This is a genomic window from Lysinibacillus sp. OF-1, assembly GCF_028356935.1.
Lineage (GTDB): Bacteria > Bacillota > Bacilli > Bacillales_A > Planococcaceae > Lysinibacillus > Lysinibacillus fusiformis_D.
In genome coordinates, this window is record NZ_CP102798.1 from 3,437,539 (window position 1) to 3,459,353 (window position 21,815).

The following is a 21,815-nucleotide window of genomic DNA, read 5'->3' on the forward strand; positions in this document are numbered from 1 at the left end:
TGCTATGATATCCTAACTATTCCCTCTTAAGTAAGCTATATTGGTTTAAGCAACGAAAAAAGCCTCCTAACATTGTCGTTAGAAGGCAAAACTATGGGAATTCTATTTAGTTCTTATCATTCAATCAATCAAATGTAATTTTATTGACTGCATCACGGTCTAATTTTTTAATAACTTCTACCATTAATTTAACAGCGTTATCATAATCATCACGATGTAGGATACCTGCATGTGAATGGATGTAGCGTGTCGCAATACCGATGGATAGTGCTGGTACGCCATTTGCTGTTACGTGGATGGAGCCAGCGTCTGTCCCACCGCCAGCCATCGCTTCAAATTGATATGGAATATTGTGCTCATCTGCTACATCTAATACGAATTCACGTAAGCCACGATGTGATACCATAGATGCATCATACACAACGATTTGTGGGCCAGCACCCATCTTACTAGTTGATTCTTTAGCTGTAACACCTGGCGTGTCTCCTGCTACACCTACATCTACTGCAAATCCAATATCTGGTTGGATTTTATGTGTTGCTGTTTTAGCACCGCGAAGCCCCACTTCTTCTTGTACATTCCCTACTGAATAAAGAATGTTAGGATGCTTTTCATTTTGTAACGCTTTCATAACATCAATCGCAATAGCACAACCGATACGGTTATCCCAAGCTTTTGCTAATAGATACTTATCATTTTTCATAACATTAAATTCAAAGTATGGTGTTACCATATCGCCAGGACGCACGCCCCACTCAAGTACTTCATCTTTAGAAGCAGCACCAATATCAATAAACATATCTTTAATGTCTACTACTTTATTACGTACATCTGCAGGTAAAATATGAGGTGGTTTTGAACCAATAACCCCAATCACTTCATCACCCTTGCGAGTAGTAATCGTTACACGCTGTGCAAGCATTACTTGACTCCACCAGCCACCTACAGTTTGGAATTTGATAAAGCCTTTGTCATCGATTTGCGTTACCATGAAACCTACTTCATCTAAATGTCCTGCTACGACAATTTTAGGACCGTTTTCATCGCCTACTTTTTTAGCAATTACACTACCTAAGTTATCTGTTTCTACAGTGTCTGCATATGGTGCAATGTATTTTTTCATGACCTCACGAGGTGCACGCTCATTACCTGCAATACCATTCGCATCTGTTAAATCTTTAAACATTTGTAATGTTGAATCTAGTTGTGTCATCCTTTTGCCTCCTACTTCTCGTATCTACTTTATTATACTTCGTTTACCGAAATATTCCTAGCTTAATCGTCTGAAAATTAGTGTATTTCTTACTTTAATATCCTGAACGCTGACGCTGGTAATTTTCTTGGTTTTTCTCAATATAAGCGCCAACCACGTCCTCAAATGTAAAACTGAGGTTATACGCGAGTACCCCGTAGCATTGCCAAATGGCTAAGTAGCGCTCCTTGGTAGGTTGCTGAATAAATGTTAAAATAGCACTTTGTGTCTCTAAAAAAATGGCTGTTAAATCTCGATTTTCTTCTACCACAGGCCACTTTTCAATCGATGTATAGCCCTTTAATAAGCCAAGCGATAAGATAAAGTGAATAGAATCCACATATTCTTCTAAAATAACCTCACGTGCTGAAGGCCCCTTTGTGCTCCAAAACTTAAAGCAGCGCGTTTCATTCGCAAGCTCTGCTAACTCTACCATTAAGGCTAAGCCCTTTTCCTGAAACACATCTTGCTGAATATTTTGTGTTTGCTCGATAAAATCATCCAGCTCTTGTTGCATTGTAAACAATTGTTGTAAATTCATTTTTATCTCCTAAATTTCTAAAAAAATATTTTAAATAAAATGAAACTATTTGACCTCTCTAATCGTATAGGAAAGAATAACCTTTCTTCAAGGGGGAAAATTTAAAAATGTTGCCGTTACTAATTCGACTTGCTGTGATAGCGCTTATTATCTATGTATTTTATAAAGCGATTCGTTATATAACCGATCCTAAACGCAAACTTGATGAAGCCTATGAAAAAGGCCAATATTATTTTTACGATGACGTTAAAAATGTGCGAAAGAATTTCTTCATTTCCTATAAGGGTGCTCTTTTTGAAGGTGAAAAATACCTAGGCACGACAGAGGATGCTTTCGAGGTTGTGACTATTTTTGTCGGTGCGCGTGACGCTGCGACGCTGCAAGGCCTCTCCAAAAGCGACTTTGAATATTTACAGCAGGAAATTTTATTGAACTATCCAAACGCAAAAATTAATTGGAAGCAGCCCATTGAACAGCTTATGCGGAACACATCCCCATCATGAGGATGTGTTTTTAATTCATGTCAATTATGACCACAATTGTACAATGATAAAAATTTGAATGGCTGCTAATAGTGGAAAACCAAATGCAAAACGATTGTGGCGTGTTTTATGGCGGAATAAATACATACCTAGCACGCCACCTCCTGCCCCTCCTGCTATGGCAAGCGTAAACAACGTGCGCTCCGCAATACGCCATTCATGTTTTTTAGCACGTGATTTATCCATACCCATTAAAATGAGCAGCACAATCGATACAATGCTCATATACGCTAATAATGCTTGTCCCATTTCTTACTCCTTTATCTAGAAAACGTTATACTACTAATCTAACACAAAAAAGACTGATGGAAAAATCCATCAGTCTTTTTTAACACCTGTCGCTTATGCTTTCGGTGCAGAAAATTCCTATTTTGCACCTGCCGCTGCGCTTTCGGTGCAGAAATAATAGTTGACTACGTCAACTATTATTTAGCTACTGCTTTTTTAGCAGCGTCTGCTAGTTGAGTGAATGCTGCAGCATCTGTTACAGCAAGGTCAGCTAACATTTTACGGTTAACTTCGATACCAGCAACTTTTAAACCGTGCATTAAACGGCTGTAAGAAAGACCGTTCATACGAGCAGCTGCATTGATACGAGTGATCCATAATTTACGGAAATCACGTTTTTTCTGACGACGGTCACGGTATGCATATTGACCTGACTTCATTACCGCTTGGTTAGCAACTTTATATAATGTATGTTTTGAACCATAGTAACCTTTAGCTAATTTTAATACTTTTTTACGACGTTTGCGCGTCACTGTTCCGCCTTTTACGCGTGGCATATGAATTACCTCCTGCTTTTCATTTAAAAATGAATGTTAGTATTTTTGTAGTCAATTATTTCATGTAAACAAGTAAAGATTTGATGCGTTTGAAGTCACCAGATGAAACGATGTTTGCTTTACGTAAGTGACGTTTTTGTTTCGTAGATTTGTTTGCGAATAAGTGGCTTCCATAAGCACGGTCATATTTTAATTTACCTGAACCCGTTTTTTTGAAACGTTTCGCAGCTCCACGGTGAGTTTTCATTTTTGGCATGTCGAATTCCTCCTAAACTGTTCGTCTAATATTATTTCTCGTTCTTTGGTTGAAGAACTAAGAACATGCTTCGGCCTTCCATCTTCGGTTTTTGTTCTACCGTTGATACTTCAGCACAAGCTTCAGCAAAACGATCTAACACACGTTGACCAATGTCCTTATGTGTAATCGCACGACCTTTGAAACGTAAGCTACATTTTACTTTATCGCCTTTTTCAAGGAATTTAATCGCATTACGTAACTTCGTTTGGAAATCATGCTCATCGATTGATGGGCTCAAACGAACCTCTTTCATGACGATGACCTTTTGATTTTTACGAATTTCACGGTCTTTCTTTTGCTGTTCAAACTTAAATTTACCATAGTCCATGATACGAGCGACTGGCGGCTTGGCTTGAGGGGCCACAAGGACAAGATCCAAGTTTACACGAGTGGCGATTTCTAGCGCTTCATTACGTGTCTTTACACCAAGCTGGTCACCATTGTGATCGATTAATCGAAGTTCACGTGCGCGAATGCCTTCGTTTACATACATGTCTTTGCTAATAGTAATCCACCTCCAAGTAGTTGTCGCGAATACATGGTTTGGGCAAAGTCTTGCCCGGTTGAACGGTACATCCTCTTGTCATGTCCATAAAAAAAGGACGGACATTTTTGAAGATGTCCGCCCGCTATATGTGCATGCGCAAGTCTACGCAAAACAATTCAACGTGTCATACCTGTTCACAGCCTTTAAAGCGTTGTATCAGGTGAGAAGCGGGCAGCCTCTACTTCAACCACAAACTTTGTATTCATTAACCTTAACTATATTAGCATGTATATGATAAGCTGTCAAATGTTTATTTTCTTATCACTACTAGCTTAGCCTAAATGCAAATGTTCTATACAAAAACAAGATTCATTTTACACAGAAACCCTCACTTTGGCAAGCGTACTTTATTATGAAAGCTTATTTTGTAATTTCGGCTTTTATAGTTGCTAGGAAATCCTCAAAGCTAATTGTTTCTGAATCTTTTGAGCCATAGCGTCGAACATTTACGCCATTCGCCTCTACTTCCTTGTCACCAATTACTAGCATATACGGAATCTTTTTCATTTGTGCTTCACGGATTTTATAGCCTAATTTCTCTTCACGATCATCCATTTCCACACGTAAGCCAGCTGCTGTTAATTGCTCTTCAATTTGTTTTGCATAGTCGAAGTGGGCTTCATTCGATACTGGAATAACTTCTACTTGTACTGGTGCTAACCAAGTTGGGAATGCCCCTTTGTATTCTTCAATTAAGAAGGCAACGAAACGTTCCATTGTTGATACAACTCCACGGTGAATAACAACTGGACGATGTGGTTTTCCATCTTCCCCAACATACGTTAAGTCAAATCGCTCTGGTAATAAGAAGTCTAATTGAACTGTAGATAAAGTTTCTTCTTTACCAATCGCTGTTTTTACTTGAACGTCAAGTTTAGGACCATAGAATGCCGCTTCACCTTCTGCTTCGAAGTAATCTAAGCCAAGCTCATCCATTGCTTCTTTTAACATGCTTTGTGCTCTTTCCCACATTGCATCATCATCGAAGTATTTTTCAGTATCTGCTGGGTCGCGATAAGATAAACGGAATGAGTAATCATTTAAATCGAAATCTTTATAAACCTCTAAAATTAACTGTACTACTTTTTGGAACTCCGCTTTAATTTGATCTGGACGAACAAAAATATGTGCATCGTTTAAAGTCATTCCTCGTACACGTTGTAAACCTGAAACCGCTCCTGACATTTCATAACGGTGCATTGTACCAAGCTCTGCAATACGTAATGGTAGGTTACGATAAGAATGCATGCTGTTTTTGTATACCATCATATGGTGAGGACAGTTCATCGGACGCATAATTAATGTCTCGTTATCCATCTCCATTGGTGGGAAAATAGAATCTTGGTAATGATCCCAGTGACCCGAAGTTTGATAAAGCTCTTTCGAACCTAATACAGGTGTATAAACATGTTTATAACCTAGTGATAATTCTTTATCGACAATATAACGTTCAATAACACGACGAATTGTTGCACCATTTGGTAACCAAAGTGGTAAACCTTGACCTACTTTTTGAGAAGTTGTAAATAGTTCTAACTCTTTCCCGATTTTACGGTGATCACGTTCTTTTGCTTCTTCTAGCATTTGTAGGTGATGTTTTAATTCTTCTTTTTTGAAGAACGCTGTACCATAAATACGTTGTAGCATTTTGTTATCAGAGTTCCCTCTCCAATATGCACCTGCTAATGATAACAGCTTGAATTCACGTAGTTTCCCAGTTGATGGTACGTGAATACCACGGCAAAGATCGAAAAACTCGCCTTGATAATAAATAGATACTTGCTCATCTGCTGGAATGGCCTCAAGTAATTCTAATTTGTATTCATCGCCAATCTCCTCATAGATTGCTTGTGCTTCGGCACGGCTTACATTTTTACGTTCTACCTCTAGGTTTTCAGCAATAATTTTTTTCATTTCTTTTTCAATTGTTGGCAAATCTTCAGCAGTAATTGGTGTTGGTGAGTCAATATCATAGTAGAAACCACCTTCAATGACTGGGCCAATACCAAGCTTCACATCTGGGAATAGACGTTTAATAGCTTGTGCTGTTAAATGGGCAGTAGAGTGACGTAAAATTTCAAGTGCTTCCACATCATCTTGTGTAATAATCGCAATTGTTGCATCCTCTTCAATTGGTGCTTTTAAATCTACTAACACACCATTGATTTTACCGGCATAAGCTTTTTTACGTAAGCCAGGGCTAATAGATAATGCTACATCATCAGTTGATGTACCTTTTGCAAATTCCTTTACAGCGCCATCTGGGAAAGTTAATTTAATCATTTCTGACATATTCTTTGCACTCCTTCATTTTGTTGAATACATAATGCTTGATGATTAGCTTGAGTCATTGTTTGTGTGACTTCGGCTTGAATTGAGCGGGGTCCTACTCGGTTAGAGTGGAGACATTACTTTCATGAGCTACTTCTTTCCTTTTATGAGCGGAGCCACCATTTCACACAACGATTTCAATGAAATCTGAGACAAATAAAAAAGCCCCGTCCCTACGAAAGGGACGAAGCGTATGCTCGTGGTTCCACCCTTCTTCCTTCCGACTTATCCAAAGTCAGACGAAGCTCAAGGCTAGCTAACGGGCTAGGGACCGGCGAAAGATTATCCCTTTCGCTGCTCAGTAGGTAGTAAATGATGTGCTCACACTAGGAAGTTTTCAGCCAATGACTTCCCTCTCTATAAGCCGATACACAAAATTCATGTCCTCATCAATGCATATTGATATTAAGTATATGAGTCAGTATACGCTCGATTGTCGAAAAATGCAACTATCAATGCCATGTTACATTCTACGATTATTACCTCGCATTTCAATGGGCTCAGTCAAGGCTTTTATTCGTTCCATAATACGTCCTGCCTTTACAACCTCGATATCACCTTTTTGTGACTGTGCTAAATGATGCTCTAATTCATCGTAATTAAAATTAGATGTAATAAACGTTGGCAATTGCTCTGCCATACGATAATGGAAAATAGTTCCTAATATTTCATCTCGTGTCCAAGCCGTCATCGTTTCTGCGCCTAAATCATCTAGCATTAAAACAGGAGCTTTTTTTATATAATCAATTTTCTCGTTCAAGGTATTGTCGCCAATGGCGTTTTTCATTTCTCGTAAAAACTCTGGAACAAAAACCACAACAGAGCGAATTTTAGTGGACGCTAATTCATTAGCTAGTGCTCCAAGTACAAAAGATTTCCCTACACCAAATTTACCGTATAAGTAAAAACCTTTTGAAGGTAATTGACCTGTTTCTTTTGTCATTTTTACAAATTGAGCTGCCTTTTGTGCAATTGTCACACGTGATTCATCATCAATACTTAAATCTTGAATAGTTGCTTGAAGCACGTCTTTTGGCATGTGCATACTGGCAATCATATTCGCAACATCTCGACGTTCTTCTTCTCTGATTTTTTGCTCACAGCGTACATAGTCCATTTCAATAGAATTCCGTACTACCCTTAATGTAGGAAGGAAGCCTTTTAAATAGTTTGTACAATGTTCCGTATTGTCACAGCCACAGCACTCAGTAGATTGACTAATAAACTCATGAAGCTTAGGTAAATTTCGCTCTATATTGTCATAGTTTAATTCATCTGCATGCTGAGCTAAGAATTCCTGCACACGTGGATGTTCTAAAATTTCACGTCGCATTGCTTCATAGCGTTCTTGAAACGAGGGTACATTAATTGCTCGTTTTAATGGTCCATTTATAGGTTCGATAGTTGTTCACCTTCTTTACTATTCACTTTTTCCTAGCATCTCTAATATTTTCTGTCGCTCTTTTTCAAAATCTATTGTGCTAGAAGTAGATTCCTCTTGTTTTTCATTCCGTTTATAGAACCATTCAGGCACTTTTTCTTCACGTTGCTGTCCTGAACGTCTTTTGTTTTGCTGATTCGTTTTACTTGTAGTCTGTGGCTTATTTTTCCAAGCCGTATATTTATCATGCTCTTGACGTGCAAGCTCCATAGCTTCCTTGGCTGTTTGAACATTTTTACGTACCCAGTGATCCGCAATCGTTTCCACATATTTTTTTGGCAGCTTCATATCTGTCGTTAGCATAACGTATTCTAACAAAGCATTGACCACTCCAATAGGCATACCATGCTGAACGATTAAATTTTCCGCTAGCTGGACAGAAGTTTGCAAAGGCTCTTTTCCATTATTAATATCACGTAACACTTGTACAGGTGCTGTCGTTTCTAAATAGTGTTGGAGCTCTTGATCCTTCGTTTTTTGCCCTGCTTCTGCTGCTGGTAATGGTTCAGTTACCCGTGCTAATTTTGGCGGCTCCTTTGACACGGTTAATTTATAAAAATCGGCAGCAGCCTTACGTAAACGTTCCTGGGAAATTCCTAAATCATCATCCAAAGCAAGAATCACAACTTTTTGCATATCAAGGGCCGTTAAATGATATAAAAACGCCAGTTTTGCTATCGCTTCACGTACTTCTAATGTCAGCAAATTGGAAGGTACCAATTGCTCTGACAAACCTGCTTGTAATAGCTCAAAATCAAATTGCTCCAAATAAAAAGGATATACTTTCGGTTGTTTATCCTTATGACTCGTATCTACTTGTATATCTGCTGGAATATTAGCGTGAACAGGCTTAAAGACATCAATAAAGGCACGGGACACATCCTTAAGCTCCGTATCCTTTATTGGTGACATAAAGCGCTGACGTAAATTTCGATAGGCCTGTTCGCCAATTTTGCTAAACAAAAACATCGACAGCAACGGGTCTTTCATAAAGCTATCTGCATCTAGTGGGCGCTGTAGCTCATATAAAAAACTACGCTCACCAGCATTTTCCTTTTTCCATGTACGCAGCAAACCAATTGCCTCTAGTGCAATACGAGCTTCAAACACTTTACCAATGGGCAATCCAAGCACATTCATTAAATAATAATGTGTCATTTGTTGTTTTGGCATTTGCTCTGCTTCCGCCCATAATGTTAAATAAAGGCTGATTGGCTCTGAACCCGTTAATGGTTGATAAAATAATGTAACTAATTGACGCTCCTGTGTAGAAAATGCATGAGGTAGACGAATGTCGAAAGGATCGCCAGGCTGCAATTCCTTATATAAATGAATCAACGTCATTCATCCTCTCTGTTTGCTATAATTTCTTCTCCGTCTGACGTTGAATAATGTCCTTTATTTCCTCAATAAAGACATTGATATCTTTAAACTGACGGTAAACCGATGCAAAACGCACATAAGCGACCTCATCGATTTTGGCTAGGCGGTCCATTACCATTTCACCAACATCTTCTGAACGTACTTCTGAATTTCCAATACGGCGAAGATCCTTTTCAATTGACAGGACAAGCTCCTCCAGTACATCAAGCGCCACTGGACGTTTTTCACAAGCACGAATAAGCCCACGAAGTACCTTCTCACGGCTAAACTCCTCTCGTGAACCTTCCTTTTTCACTACAACTAATGGTGTTTCTTCAATCTTTTCAAACGTTGTAAAACGGAAGCCACATGACTCACATTCACGACGTCTACGAATTTCTTTGTTATCATCTACTGGCCTCGAATCCACAACACGCGTTCCGTTAAATTGGCAAGATGGACATCTCATATAATTACTCTCCTGATTTACAACATTTTAATATTTCTATTATAACAAATTTCCTACATGTAAGAAAAGTGCATTCATGTTTGTGTGCTCATGATAAACCTAAAGAACCTAAAGCACAAGGAAAGTTTCTCCAAAAAAAGAGCACATTGAAACCATGTCGATTTCAATGTGCTCTCTATAAAAAATTATTACGCGTTTACTGTCTCTAAAGCATTCGCCACTTTTTTCACAAGGTCTACAACACGTGCAGAGTAGCCCCACTCGTTGTCATACCAAGCAAGTACTTTCACTTTGCGATTGCCTAAAACCATTGTAGAAAGTCCATCAACTGTTGAAGAGTAAGTAGTTGTATTGTAATCAGCAGATACTAATGGTTCTACTGAGAAGTTGAGAATGCCCTTCATTGGCCCCTCTGTTGCAGCTTTTACGAATGCTGCATTGACAGAGTCAACTGTGACATCCGTATTTAAATCTACTACAAGGTCTACTAAAGATACGTTTGGTGTAGGAACGCGAAGTGCCATACCATGAATTTTACCTTCTAATTCAGGTAAAACTAATTTCAATGCTTTTGCAGCACCTGTAGATGTTGGAATAATAGATTGTGCGCAGCCGCGTGCACGACGTAAATCTTTATGTGGATTGTCTAAGTTCTTTTGGTCGTTTGTATATGCATGAACCGTTGTCATTAAGCCATTTTCAATGCCAAATGTGTCATTCAATACTTTTGCAACTGGCGCTAAGCAGTTTGTTGTACAAGAAGCATTTGAAATAACATCATGTTTCGCAATATCGAGTTTGTCATCATTTACACCTAAAACAATTGTGACATCTTCGTTTTTACCAGGTGCTGTTAGGATTACTTTTTTTGCCCCAGCCTCTAAGTGCATAGCTGCTTTATCACGCTCATTAAATTTACCAGTAGCTTCAATAACAATATCTACACCCATTTCAGCCCAAGGTAATTTTAATGGATCACGTTCACTAATAATTTGAACACGTTTACCATTTACAACTAAAGCATCGCCTGCTGGTTCTACCGTACCCTCAAATGTTCCGTGATTTGTGTCATACTTAATCAAATGTGCTAACGTTTCTGCTGGATAGCTTGCATTAATTGCAACGATGTTTAAACCTTGTTGTACGATAGCCTGGCGGAAAACCATACGTCCGATACGCCCGAAACCATTAATAGCAATTGATACTGTCATTTATAATATCCTCCCGTGAGTACAAACTCAAATTAATTAATTATATACTTTATGGTGATTAGTATAACACAATTTTAAAAAAGATGAACATTATATATTGAGAATATAAAAGTTCTTATTTTCTGAAAAATTATTCTTTATTATGGCATTTTCCCATAAAAAAATGCGCAGCAAGATTGGCTTGCTACGCACCTGATTGACCAATTAAATAACACTCCAATAGCGCAGGATTTTTATTAATTGTTCCTCTGTGTTTTCTATATTCTCATTATTATAAATGACCGCATGTGCACCTTTTTCTTTGACAGACATCGGTAGCTGCGAGTGCATACGCGCCAATGCATCCTCTTTCGATAAATGATTGCGTTCCATTAAGCGACGGAGCTGAACTTCTTCACTGACTGATACCACAATGATACGCTCTACAAAATGCTGCAGCTTACTTTCAAATAACAATGGAATGTCCATTACCACATGCTCATGTCCTGCCTCTAAATAGGCATCGCGCTGACGTAGCATTTCTTTGCGAATAGCTGGATGCATAATATCATTTAATATTTTGCGCTTAGCAGGCTCATGGAAAATGATATCCCCAAGCATTGTTCGATTTAAATGGCCATCCTCAAGCAAAATGGCTTGTCCGAAGCTTTCAGCAATGAATGCTAAAGTCTCTGTTCCTGGTTCTACAACATCTCGTGCTACAACATCTGCATCGACAATCGGTAACCCCAGTTCGATCATCATTTTTGCTACTGTACTTTTTCCGCTTGCAATACTCCCTGTAAGTCCGATAATCATCGTTAAATCCCCTTTAATGTTGACAATTTGGGCAATAAACTGAGGTACGCCCACCAATCGTCATTTGACTTGTTGCCGTTTCACATACTGGACATAGCTTTTTCCCATACATTTGCAGTCGATTTTGCATACTCCCAGCTTCCCCATTAATGTTTCGATAGTCAGATATTGTTGAACCGCCTGCTTCAATGCTTTGACGTAGGACAGTAACAATTTCCTTGAATAATGCCCGCTTCCGCTTTTCACTGATGCGGTTCATTTTGCGTGCTGGGTGAATTTTCTGAGCAAACAATGCCTCTGTAGCATAAATATTGCCACAGCCCGATATGACTTGCCCATCCATAATCACTTCTTTTACCGCCTTATTTTCATATTTCGGTAATTTAGATTTTGCTATAAAAAAGTCACATGCATGCTCATCAAATGGCTCTGGGGCCATTTTTGTTAATGGCGCATGATCTTCAATTTTTGTTAGAAAGCGAAGTTCGCCAAAGCGGCGAATATCCGAATAAATCAAGTATCCTCCATCAGCCATTTTAAATGTGGCATGAATATGCTTTTGGAATTTTGCCTCATGGATTTCTTCTGGTGAATTGACAACAAACCAGGCACCTGTCATGCCTAAATGACTGACAAGGACATATGGAACATTATCCCTCAGCAAATGAAAGAAAATGTATTTCGCTCGTCGTTCAATTTTGGTAATGGTCATCTGGGACATCGTTATTTCAAAAGCATCAGGCTCTGCTTGTTTTACAATACATTGTTTCCCTTCACTAAAAGAGAAATGTACTCTTTCAGATAGTTGAACCTGTTGAATGGTGCGTCCTTCAATCTTTGGTTTCAATGCCTGGACGACACCTTCCACCTCTGGTAATTCAGGCATTTGAATCCCTCCTTATTTTGCCTCGTACCATGTCGAGCCATGGTTAAAATCTACTTTGAGCGGTACTGAAAGCTCAATAGCATTTTCCATTACCTCTGGTACAATTTTTTCTAGCAATGCAATTTCTTCCTGAGGTGCTTCAAAGATCAATTCATCATGCACTTGAAGAAGTAGCTTTGCCTGCATTTTTTCTTTTTTCAATCGAGCATCCATATCGATCATCGCTTTTTTTATAATATCCGCAGCACTTCCCTGAATCGGCGTATTCATCGCAGTACGCTCTGCAAAGCTTCTCAAATTAAAGTTGGAGCTTGTAATGTCTGGTAAATAGCGACGTCTATTTAAAATCGTTGTGACATAACCATTAAATTTCGCATTTTGCACAATATCATCCATATACTGTTTCACACCTGGGAAACTTGCGAAATACTTTTCAATAAACGTGGCTGCTTCCTTACGTGTAATATCTAAGTTTTGTGAAAGGCCATAATCACTAATACCATAGACAATACCAAAGTTAACAGCCTTCGCTGCACGACGCATATTGCTATCAACCTCTTCTTCGGCTACATGGAATACATCCATAGCAGTACGTGTATGAACATCCATCCCTTCACGGAAGGCCTCTACAAGGTTTTTATCTTCCGACATATGTGCAAGCACTCGCAATTCAATTTGTGAGTAGTCAGCAGAAAACAGAATCCACCCCTCTTTTGATGGGACAAATGCTTGACGGATTTTGCGACCCTCTTCTAAACGAATCGGGATATTCTGCAAATTTGGATCAGTGGAGCTTAAACGCCCTGTCGCCGTTAATGCTTGTTGGAAGCGTGTATGGACCTTGCTATCTGATTCATGGATTTCCTTTAATAAGCCTTCAATATATGTGGATTGTAATTTTCCAAGCTGGCGATACAACAGAATATGTTTGATGATAGCATGCTCTGACTGTAATTTTTCCAGTACATCAGCCGCTGTTGAATAGCCCGTTTTGGTCTTTTTAATGACAGGTAACCCTAGCTTATCGAATAAAATAACACCTAATTGTTTAGGGGAATTAATATTAAAGGTTTCTCCAGCTTCCGCATAAATTTCTTGCTCAATCACTATCAGCTTATCATTAAGCTCTTGACCCATTTTCTCTAACGTAGCACGGTTAACAGTAATCCCTTCACTTTCCATCTCGCCCAAAATCCCTGCCAATGGTAGCTCTAGGTTTTTATAAAGTTCAAATTGTTCATTCTCTTTTAATAAGGTTGCTAACTTTGGCTGTAATGACCACACAGCAAAGGCTTTACGGCTAACATGCTGTGCAAGTTGATCCATGTCAGGAATTGCACGCTTAGCTCCCTTTCCATAAACCGTCTCATCTGCTTGAACATCATAGTAACCTAATTCCTTCGCAAGTGTTGCTACATCATCCCCACTTAATCCAGGATTATTAATATAAGAGGCTAGTAGCAGATCAAAGTCAACGCCTGCCAATTGAATACCTACTCGCTTTAATGCCGCTTGAGCTGCCTTTGAATCGGACATATATTTTATTTTTGTAGCATCTTCTAGCCAGCGACGGAGCGCATCCGATTTTGCTGCAATATCAAATGGAATATATTGCGTCTTTGTTCCATCTGACAACGCAATTCCTAGTAGCTGACAAGTGTGATAATGCTCATTTTCCAGTTCAACATGGACAGCCATTACATCTAGTAAATCCTCTGGTTGCACTTCTTCGGCTAGTACATAATCGAAAGGTGCTTGCTCTTCTTCCTGCATTGTAAAATCACTTTTATCAAGGAGTGATTTAAAGCCAAGCTCACGCCAGACATTGATTAATTCTTCTTCATTTGGTCCGTTATAGGCGAGGTCAGCAAGTGAAATCGTAATAGGGGCTTCTGTATAGATCGTTGCCAGCTTCTTACTCATGATAGCCTGCTCTTCATTAGCCACCAGCTTTTCCTTCATTTTAGAAGCTTTCAATGTATCCATCGCCTCATAAAGTGCCTCAACGGAGCCATGCTCTTTCAATAATTTAACAGCGGTCTTTTCACCAACACCTGGCACACCAGGAATATTATCGGAGGCATCCCCCATTAAACCTTTCATATCGATAATTTGTAGCGGTGATAAACCGTATTTTTCTGCAATAAAGGCAGGTGTATTTTTCTCAATTTCTGTTATGCCTTTTTTCGTAATATAAACGGTTACTTGCTCTGTCGCCAGCTGCGTTAAATCGCGGTCTCCCGTTACGATGATGACATCCATATCTTGTGACGAAGCCTCTTTAGCAAGAGTCCCAATAATATCATCCGCTTCATATAATTCTTGCTCATATTGCTTAATACCATAGGCATCTATAAGCTTTCGTAAATAAGGGAACTGCTCTGATAGTTCTGGTGGTGTCTTTTGTCGTCCACCTTTATATTCCGTGAAAGTTTCATGGCGAAACGTAGTTTTTCCTGCATCAAAGGCCACCAATATTTTCGTTGGCTGTTCTTCCTCTAATATTCTTTGTAGCATTGTTGTAAAGCCGTATACAGCATTAGTATGAATGCCACTATCATTCGTTAACAATGGCAACGCAAAAAACGCGCGATACGCTAAACTATTACCGTCCAATAATAGTAATTTTTCTTTGGTCATGATTTTATCCTCCTGCGTTGTCTTCTACTTCCCTCTACTTTATCATAACAATGCATTTCAAGTAAAAAAAGCAGACGGTCATCCGCAAGATTATCCGCTACCTTCGAGGTGCTAACCGTCACTTTCGGCACGCTATCCATCACATTTGTGGTTTTATCCATCACTTCTGCCTCTCGATCCATAGCAAAAAGCCAACCGCTCAATGCGATTGGCTTTATTAATACATCATCAAATCGTTAAAAGGTTATAATCTGGGTCCATCTGAAATTTCAATATTCGATAGCTGTTATTGATTGGATGTACGATAAAAAATTTCTTCATATATGACGGTTAATATAAATGCATTCATAAAGGCAATCACTAGAAATAATGGCATGCCACCTAATTGTGGCTGTGTTAACTCTTGACTAAATACCATTACCATACTGATTTGTGCCAAAAAGAAAATAAAGCCGATCCCTACTTGCCAAATAGGACGCTGAATCTTACGTTTTTCATACCAAAACAATTTTTTAAACAAATTTCTTACATCCGCTGCAATAATAATACTCATTAAAAAGATACAAACAAAAAAGACTGGTATATGATAAACACTTTTCGTCACCCAGGAAAATTCAGATAGGCGAAAGAAGAGTGTCAATAACGATGCTATACTACAAGCGATCCCTAAATTTTGGAGCCATGTGCTAATTTTTAATTTCAAAGCTCTTACCCCCAACTATTCATTTTAAACATTTTCATTCTATCAAATTATAGTAGATTGGGGAATATAAAATTATAAATTTCTATTATTTTCATAAAATAACAATCCAAATAAATAGATAATTATAATTTTGTAGCAATAAAAAAGACGCCTCTTTCATAAGAGACGACTTTAATTGACTGTTTATTTTATATAACCAGACAAAATATTGGCATATGGTGAAGTAGAAGGTAAAATGATGACCGTATCTTCTCCAACCGTTTTCTTATATGATTCTAGCGTGCGGTATAAGGAATAAAATTCAGGATCTTGAGAGAATGATTTATTATAAATTTTTGCAGCTTCTGCTTCACCTTCAGCTTGAATAATGGCAGCTTCTTTATTGGCTGTAGCTAGCATTTCTTGTACTTCTTGATCTGTTTTGGCTTCAATACGACGTTTCTGAGCATCTCCCTCAGAAAGATATTTTTGGGCAATGGATTCACGATCTGAAATCATATTCGTAAAAACAGATTGCTCATTTTCAGTTGGCAAATCAATGCGACGAATACGTACATCTACTACTTCAATGCCGTATTTATCGTTTGAAAGCAGTTCATTAACACGTTCAGTCACCGTATCATTAATGCTGCCTCTCGAAGAATCCTCATCATTAATTATTTGATTATAATCAATTCGTCCAAGCTCAGATCGAATAACAGAATAAATAAATTCTTCCATTCGTGATTCCACTTTTTCAATCGTCCCAGCATTAGAAATTAATAATTTTGGATCTGTAATACGCCATACAGCATAATTATCGATAATTATTCGCTTCTTATCCTTTGTATTAATCTCTTCTTCTGAAATTTCATATGTCATTTGGTTTTTTGGTAACTTAGTGACACTTTGAATAAATGGAATTTTCATATTTAAACCGGGTTCGCGCTCGAACTTAACAACCTCTCCAAACTGTCGAACAACTGCATATTCCGATTCCTTCACTATATAAATATTCGTTAATAAAATAATCACTAGAGCAAATATAGCTGTTAATGTTACAGCTAAAGAGATATACTTCTTTGGATTATTAGGACCTTTTTTTGACATTTTCACTACATTGTCCCCTGAGTCGCCTTCTGATGGAGCAGCTTTTTTACTTTTGCCCGATAAAAAATTGAGGAATTTGTCAAGATCCTTATTTTTTTGGTCCATTAGTTACCGCTCCCTTCTTTTTTCTCTGTTTGTGTCTGCTGAGGTTGTAGTGACTGTAGCGGCAAGTACTTCATCGTACTACCATCATCATTCATAATGTAAATTTGTGCTTTTGGTAAGACATTTTCTAGCGTCTCTAAAATTAAACGCTCACGTGTAATTTGTTGATTGCCTTTATACTGCTCATACATTTTATTAAAGACAGCTACATCACCTTGTGCTTGCTCAATACGAGCTGTTTTAGCACCTTTTGCCTTTGACATAATCGCATCTCGTTCACCCTGGGCTTCATTAATGCGTTGGTTTTCATATTTTTCAGCTTCATTTATTTTCGTATTTTTCATTTCACGTGCATCTGTAACAGCTGTGAATGCTGCACGCACATCTTTATTTGGCAATTCTACATCTTGTAATTTTACACCTAAAACACTAATTCCAATATCGTACTTTTCTATAAGAGATACTAATAATTGACGCGTTTTTGCTTCGATATCAGCTTTACCTTCTGTTAACGCTGCATCGATAGAAGAACTTCCGATAATAGAACGAATGGCACTCGATGTCGCGCTATGTAATATTCTTTCAGGATCTTGTGAATTAAATAGAAACTTATTAGGCTCAGTAATTTTCCATTGAACAACAAGGTCTGTTAAAACAATATTTTCATCCCCTGTAATCATCTTTGTTTCAGCATCGTAGGCCTCTAGATCTCCCTCTTTATTTTGCTTATAGCCAAATTGTAAACTAAATGTTTCTTTTGATAAAATTTCGACCGACTGCACTGGCCAAGGTAATTTAAAGTGAAGGCCTGGATTTGTAACCATATCATCGGCACGACCAAATGTAATGACAACAGCTTGTTCTGATTCATCCACCGTGTACCATGATGTAAAAACTGTAATAAGTGCAATAATACCAAATATTCCAAGTCCAACTATCATTAGTGTCCTTTTCACACTCATGTCTATTCCTCCCTTTTGCTTAGTACTATTGTTTACGGGAGACCTTAAGAAAAAGTTTCAAAATATTTTCATATAATTATTTTTACGTGACGCTTTGTAAAAACATTTCTGAAGCAAGATAAAAAAATCCTGTTACCTTTTATGGCAACAGGATATTGATAACCAGATGTTCAAATACTGGGAAAATGGTTGTAGATAATACAATGCTGATTAAGGCGGCAACGATCATTGCCAGGCTAGCAAATGTTCCTTCTAGCTCGCCAAGTTCAAATGCTTTAGAAGTACCAGTTCCATGAGCACCCATCCCAAGCATTAGGCCTCTAGATGAAGGTCTGTGGAAACGGCATATTTTAATAACGATGGGTGCCAACAAGCTCCCTAAAATACCAGTCGTCATAACAAATACGGCTGTAAGAGTAGGGGAACCTCCAATCATATTTGAAATGTCCATCGCTATAGGTGTTGTTACTGAACGTGGCACTAAGCTATGCACCAACTCATCATTCAGCCCTACCACTAGAGCCATGATAAAGGATGATACGATAGCAACTGCAGAGCCAACCGCAATACTGACGAAAATTTCGAATGCGTGTTTTTTTAATAGATTCACATTTTTATAAATCGGAATCGCAAACGCAACGGTTGCTGGCCCTAGTAAATTTGTTAAAACATTCGCTCCAGTATTATAGGTTTTATAAGGTATGCCTGTCAGCAATAAAATACCTATAATCACTAAAGGCGTCATCAACATGGGTGATAACCATTCTTTTTTATATTTCTTATAGAACATTTTACAAATATAGAAAATAGCAATAGTTCCTAATAAGCTGATGGTAGCAATAAATAGACTCATACTGTATCACTCTTCTTTCGTTGCTCTAGCCATTGTGCTGTATAGCCCGTTACAAACATCACGACAATTGCACTTACAGCAATGACCAGCACAACCTTCATTCCTTGCACACCGAATAAGGCATGATAATCAATTACACCGATGGCAGATGGGATAAAGAATAGTAAGAGTTCACTTAGTAATACAGCTGCTCCTAATTCAATCCATTCAAGCTTGATTATATGAAACTGTAAAAGTAAAAATAATAGGACGAGCCCTATTATGCTCCCTGGAATCGGCAAGTGAAGTAGGCGTGCAATAGTATTTCCGATAAATAATAAGATGTAAAGATAGCCGATCTGCACGATACTTTTGACGATTTTCATGGTCATCCTTCTCTCATTTTTTTCTCTGCCTCAACAGTCAGAAAAACACAATTCAAAATGAAAAGAAGGTTGATTCACTGACTGTCAAAGCGATGGTTTAACAAACAATTGCCAAAAAAATTGTTGTTAAACTTTATGCTACTATACTTTACACCTATTTTTCCTCCCTGTAAAACAGAAAAAGAATGTAGTGCCTAAAAAAGACACTACATTCTTTCTGTGGTGAAAATAAAATCCTTATTAAAAAATCTCCAACTAGATAGTAGATTTTTTATGGTTATCGTCTTAACAATCATATAGGGGGTTTCTAGTAATTAGTATAGTACCCAAATATGAATATAACATGTTGTTCATGTAAAGGAATTGTTAATCTTTTGGAATCATGACAATCATTTTAGTCCCCATTCCGACTTCGCTTTCTACTTGAATACGACCATGATGGGCCTCTACAAGATGCTTCACAATCGCTAACCCTAATCCTGTTCCGCCAGAATTACGACTTCTTGCTCGATCCACACGATAAAAACGCTCAAAAACACGAGCAATTTCATGCTTTTCAATACCGATTCCTTGGTCTTCTATTTCGATAATGCCATGTGTTTCATTTTCCTTTAAACGAATGGAAACAGTCGTGTTTTCAGGAGAATATGTAATAGCATTGGTAATTAAATTCGTCACGATTTGAATAATACGGTTGGCATCCCCCATTACTTGGACATCTCGTTCGAAATCCACTTGGAAGCTCATATTTTTCTCATCTAACCGCGGTGCAGTCAGCTCTGCTCCACGGATTAAAACATCTTGTAAGCCCATCGGCATAATATTGACAGTAAAGCCATGCTGCTCAATTTTTGACAGCTCTAATAAATCTTGAATGAGCATTTGAAGTCGATTACTTTCTTTATAAATGATCTCTAAAAAGGAGATCAGCATTTTTTCATCCTTATAGGCCCCATCCAATAATGTTTCCGAAAAGCCTTTAATAGAAGTAATAGGTGTACGTAATTCATGTGATACATTAGCAACAAAGTCTTTTCGAATTTGCTCCAATCGAACAAGTTCCGTTATATCGTGCATAACGATAACAACGCCTAGCCATCGTCCATGATCCCCGATGACAGGTGCCCCGTAGACTTCTTTATTATAGAGCTCCTGCTGTATTTCCATTTTGATTTGTTGTCGATAAGGCATCTCTGTTAGAAAGACATGATCGATAAATTGCTCTAATGATTTTGGTAAACCTATTGTACGAAATACCTTTCCTTGTACATCATCAAGCTGCATATCAAAGCGCTCTAGAAATACCCGATTCACGATGGAAATATTTCCTTCACGGCCAATCATCATGAGAGAGCTTCCCATATTTTCAATTAGGGTCTTCAGTCGTTCTTCCTCTACTTCACGTATCGTCGTAATATCCTGTAAATTACGTGCTAAAATATTTATGGAATGACTGAGTGGTATCATGCGTTCATGTTCATTTTCATGGGCACGTGCACGGTAGTTTCCCTTGGCAAGCTCAAGAGCCGTTTCTGTCACGTTATCAATAGGTGCCGTAAAATTGCGAATCATATAACGGCTTACAATGGCGATTAAAATTAATGTGATGGTGAAAAGAACAGCTAGTACTAAGTAGAGTCGGGCATGCACATAGGACAACAAGGATTCCTCTTGTTTCATGCTTTGTACTGCATACAATGCTTCCTGATCTTCCTTTGATAATTCCATCTTGCGTTCATCGATTACTTGATCCATCGACGCCTGTAATTGCGTGGTTGCTTGTTCATTGTATTGTTTGATATAAACAGGAAAAAGCTGACCTATAACAATCATTAGGACAGCTAGTATCGTTCCAAGTAAAAGCATGAATGTCAAGAATAAGCGGTTGCTCATTGATTTCATGTCGTTTTCGGCTCCTCAAATTTATAACCTAGGCCTCTGATTGTTTTAATGAACATTGGCTTACGGCTATTTTCCTCGATTTTATCGCGAAGGTGGCTAATGTGTACATCCACAATTCGAGTATCGCCAGCAAAATCATATTTCCATACAGCACTTAATAGCTGATCACGTGTTAAAACTCGATTTTTATTTTCAAGTAAGTAAATAAGTAGCTCAAACTCTTTTGGTGTAAATTCCAATGCTTCGTCTTGTAAAAAAACTTCAAAACGCTCTGGAAACACTCTCAATTGTCCAAACTCATACATTTTTTCTTTAGGCTCATCCTTATCATCTACCACAACATTTTGTGTGAAACGTCTTAACACAGCCTTGACACGTGCCAATACTTCACGTGGACTAAAAGGCTTTGTCATATAATCATCTGCGCCTAGCTCAAGACCAAGAACTTTATCAAATTCGTCATCTTTTGCAGTTAACATAATGATAGGCGTATTCATACGTTGCTGTCGGATTTGTTTACATACCTCCATACCATCTAGTTTTGGAAGCATCAAATCCAAAAGAATTAAATTGGGCTGTAGGTCGATTGCTTTTTCAAGTCCTTCCTGACCATCAGCAGCCGTTTCAACGACATAGCCAGCCTGTTCTAAATTATATTTCAATAATGTTGCAATCGAAAATTCATCTTCAATAACTAAAATTGTTTTTGTCATGTATAATGCCTCCGTAAGTG

The 21,815-nt window shown here is 38.1% G+C and carries 23 protein-coding genes; 1 reads left to right on the forward strand and 22 read right to left on the reverse strand.

What is annotated here, in order from left to right; all coding sequences use genetic code 11:
• Nucleotides 1–124: 124 nt before the first annotated feature.
• Both NV349_RS16800 and NV349_RS16805 read right to left on the reverse strand, forming a co-directional pair.
• Nucleotides 125–1,213, reverse strand: coding sequence for a M42 family metallopeptidase (locus NV349_RS16800; RefSeq protein WP_036121625.1), 1,089 nt, complete (start codon nucleotides 1,211–1,213; stop codon nucleotides 125–127).
• A 94-nt stretch (nucleotides 1,214–1,307) separates the two neighbouring features.
• The gene (locus tag NV349_RS16805) at nucleotides 1,308–1,793 is read right to left on the reverse strand and encodes a dUTP diphosphatase (RefSeq protein WP_036121628.1); all 486 of its coding nucleotides are present in this window, start codon (nucleotides 1,791–1,793) and stop codon (nucleotides 1,308–1,310) included.
• Nucleotides 1,794–1,900: 107 nt separating this feature from the next.
• On the opposite strand from NV349_RS16805, the gene NV349_RS16810 reads away from it, so the two are divergent.
• Nucleotides 1,901–2,296, forward strand: a complete 396-nt coding sequence (locus NV349_RS16810; RefSeq protein ID WP_036121631.1) for a hypothetical protein — start codon at nucleotides 1,901–1,903, stop codon at nucleotides 2,294–2,296.
• A gap of 24 nt (nucleotides 2,297–2,320) precedes the next feature.
• On the opposite strand, the gene NV349_RS16815 is transcribed toward NV349_RS16810, so the two are convergent.
• The 20 genes from NV349_RS16815 to NV349_RS16910 form a co-directional block, all read right to left on the reverse strand.
• On the reverse strand, nucleotides 2,321–2,584 hold the full coding sequence (locus tag NV349_RS16815; protein WP_058843380.1) for a DUF1294 domain-containing protein: 264 nt from the start codon (nucleotides 2,582–2,584) through the stop codon (nucleotides 2,321–2,323).
• Nucleotides 2,585–2,760: 176 nt separating this feature from the next.
• The gene (gene rplT / locus NV349_RS16820) at nucleotides 2,761–3,120 is read right to left on the reverse strand and encodes a 50S ribosomal protein L20 (RefSeq protein ID WP_004226314.1); all 360 of its coding nucleotides are present in this window, start codon (nucleotides 3,118–3,120) and stop codon (nucleotides 2,761–2,763) included.
• 55 nt (nucleotides 3,121–3,175) lie between these two features.
• On the reverse strand, nucleotides 3,176–3,376 hold the full coding sequence (gene rpmI, locus NV349_RS16825; RefSeq protein WP_004226312.1) for a 50S ribosomal protein L35: 201 nt from the start codon (nucleotides 3,374–3,376) through the stop codon (nucleotides 3,176–3,178).
• 31 nt (nucleotides 3,377–3,407) lie between these two features.
• Nucleotides 3,408–3,911, reverse strand: a complete 504-nt coding sequence (gene infC / locus NV349_RS16830) for a translation initiation factor IF-3 (protein ID WP_025114499.1) — start codon at nucleotides 3,909–3,911, stop codon at nucleotides 3,408–3,410.
• A 414-nt stretch (nucleotides 3,912–4,325) separates the two neighbouring features.
• Entirely contained in the window at nucleotides 4,326–6,257 is a 1,932-nt protein-coding gene (thrS, locus tag NV349_RS16835; protein WP_036118963.1) for a threonine--tRNA ligase, read from the reverse strand.
• A 502-nt stretch (nucleotides 6,258–6,759) separates the two neighbouring features.
• Nucleotides 6,760–7,689, reverse strand: a complete 930-nt coding sequence (gene dnaI, locus NV349_RS16840; RefSeq protein WP_255358782.1) for a primosomal protein DnaI — start codon at nucleotides 7,687–7,689, stop codon at nucleotides 6,760–6,762.
• A gap of 27 nt (nucleotides 7,690–7,716) precedes the next feature.
• Nucleotides 7,717–9,081, reverse strand: coding sequence for a replication initiation and membrane attachment family protein (locus NV349_RS16845; protein WP_036118960.1), 1,365 nt, complete (start codon nucleotides 9,079–9,081; stop codon nucleotides 7,717–7,719).
• Between the two features lie 16 nt (nucleotides 9,082–9,097).
• Nucleotides 9,098–9,568: a transcriptional regulator NrdR gene (nrdR, locus tag NV349_RS16850; protein WP_036118958.1), complete on the reverse strand. Its 471-nt coding sequence runs from the start codon at nucleotides 9,566–9,568 to the stop codon at nucleotides 9,098–9,100.
• A 188-nt stretch (nucleotides 9,569–9,756) separates the two neighbouring features.
• A complete protein-coding gene (locus NV349_RS16855) occupies nucleotides 9,757–10,779 on the reverse strand; it encodes a glyceraldehyde-3-phosphate dehydrogenase (protein ID WP_036118955.1) in 1,023 nt (340 codons plus the stop codon).
• 204 nt (nucleotides 10,780–10,983) lie between these two features.
• On the reverse strand, nucleotides 10,984–11,577 hold the full coding sequence (gene coaE / locus NV349_RS16860) for a dephospho-CoA kinase (RefSeq protein ID WP_036118953.1): 594 nt from the start codon (nucleotides 11,575–11,577) through the stop codon (nucleotides 10,984–10,986).
• A 13-nt stretch (nucleotides 11,578–11,590) separates the two neighbouring features.
• Nucleotides 11,591–12,463, reverse strand: a complete 873-nt coding sequence (mutM, locus tag NV349_RS16865) for a bifunctional DNA-formamidopyrimidine glycosylase/DNA-(apurinic or apyrimidinic site) lyase (RefSeq protein ID WP_271910696.1) — start codon at nucleotides 12,461–12,463, stop codon at nucleotides 11,591–11,593.
• 12 nt (nucleotides 12,464–12,475) lie between these two features.
• Nucleotides 12,476–15,103 (reverse strand): DNA polymerase I, encoded by a 2,628-nt coding sequence (gene polA / locus NV349_RS16870; RefSeq protein ID WP_036118950.1) that lies wholly within the window; start codon nucleotides 15,101–15,103, stop codon nucleotides 12,476–12,478.
• Nucleotides 15,100–15,264, reverse strand: a complete 165-nt coding sequence (locus NV349_RS16875; RefSeq protein ID WP_271910699.1) for a hypothetical protein — start codon at nucleotides 15,262–15,264, stop codon at nucleotides 15,100–15,102. The genes polA and NV349_RS16875 overlap by 4 nt, the downstream gene beginning before the upstream one ends.
• 125 nt (nucleotides 15,265–15,389) lie before the next feature.
• Nucleotides 15,390–15,806 (reverse strand): hypothetical protein, encoded by a 417-nt coding sequence (locus NV349_RS16880; RefSeq protein ID WP_036118946.1) that lies wholly within the window; start codon nucleotides 15,804–15,806, stop codon nucleotides 15,390–15,392.
• Between the two features lie 183 nt (nucleotides 15,807–15,989).
• Nucleotides 15,990–17,000 (reverse strand): protease modulator HflC, encoded by a 1,011-nt coding sequence (gene hflC, locus NV349_RS16885; RefSeq protein WP_058843382.1) that lies wholly within the window; start codon nucleotides 16,998–17,000, stop codon nucleotides 15,990–15,992.
• The gene (gene hflK / locus NV349_RS16890; RefSeq protein WP_036118942.1) at nucleotides 17,000–17,962 is read right to left on the reverse strand and encodes an FtsH protease activity modulator HflK; all 963 of its coding nucleotides are present in this window, start codon (nucleotides 17,960–17,962) and stop codon (nucleotides 17,000–17,002) included. The genes hflC and hflK overlap by 1 nt, the downstream gene beginning before the upstream one ends.
• A gap of 139 nt (nucleotides 17,963–18,101) precedes the next feature.
• Nucleotides 18,102–18,815: an LrgB family protein gene (locus tag NV349_RS16895; RefSeq protein WP_058843383.1), complete on the reverse strand. Its 714-nt coding sequence runs from the start codon at nucleotides 18,813–18,815 to the stop codon at nucleotides 18,102–18,104.
• Nucleotides 18,812–19,180, reverse strand: coding sequence for a CidA/LrgA family holin-like protein (locus tag NV349_RS16900; RefSeq protein ID WP_036118937.1), 369 nt, complete (start codon nucleotides 19,178–19,180; stop codon nucleotides 18,812–18,814). Before NV349_RS16900 ends, NV349_RS16895 begins: the two co-directional genes overlap by 4 nt.
• A 366-nt stretch (nucleotides 19,181–19,546) precedes the next feature.
• Nucleotides 19,547–21,082 carry a two-component system histidine kinase PnpS gene (gene pnpS / locus NV349_RS16905; protein WP_036118935.1) on the reverse strand — a complete coding sequence of 512 codons (1,536 nt, stop codon included), beginning with the start codon at nucleotides 21,080–21,082 and terminating at the stop codon, nucleotides 19,547–19,549.
• The gene (locus NV349_RS16910) at nucleotides 21,079–21,795 is read right to left on the reverse strand and encodes a response regulator transcription factor (RefSeq protein ID WP_036118933.1); all 717 of its coding nucleotides are present in this window, start codon (nucleotides 21,793–21,795) and stop codon (nucleotides 21,079–21,081) included. Before NV349_RS16910 ends, pnpS begins: the two co-directional genes overlap by 4 nt.
• Nucleotides 21,796–21,815 lie beyond the last annotated feature (20 nt).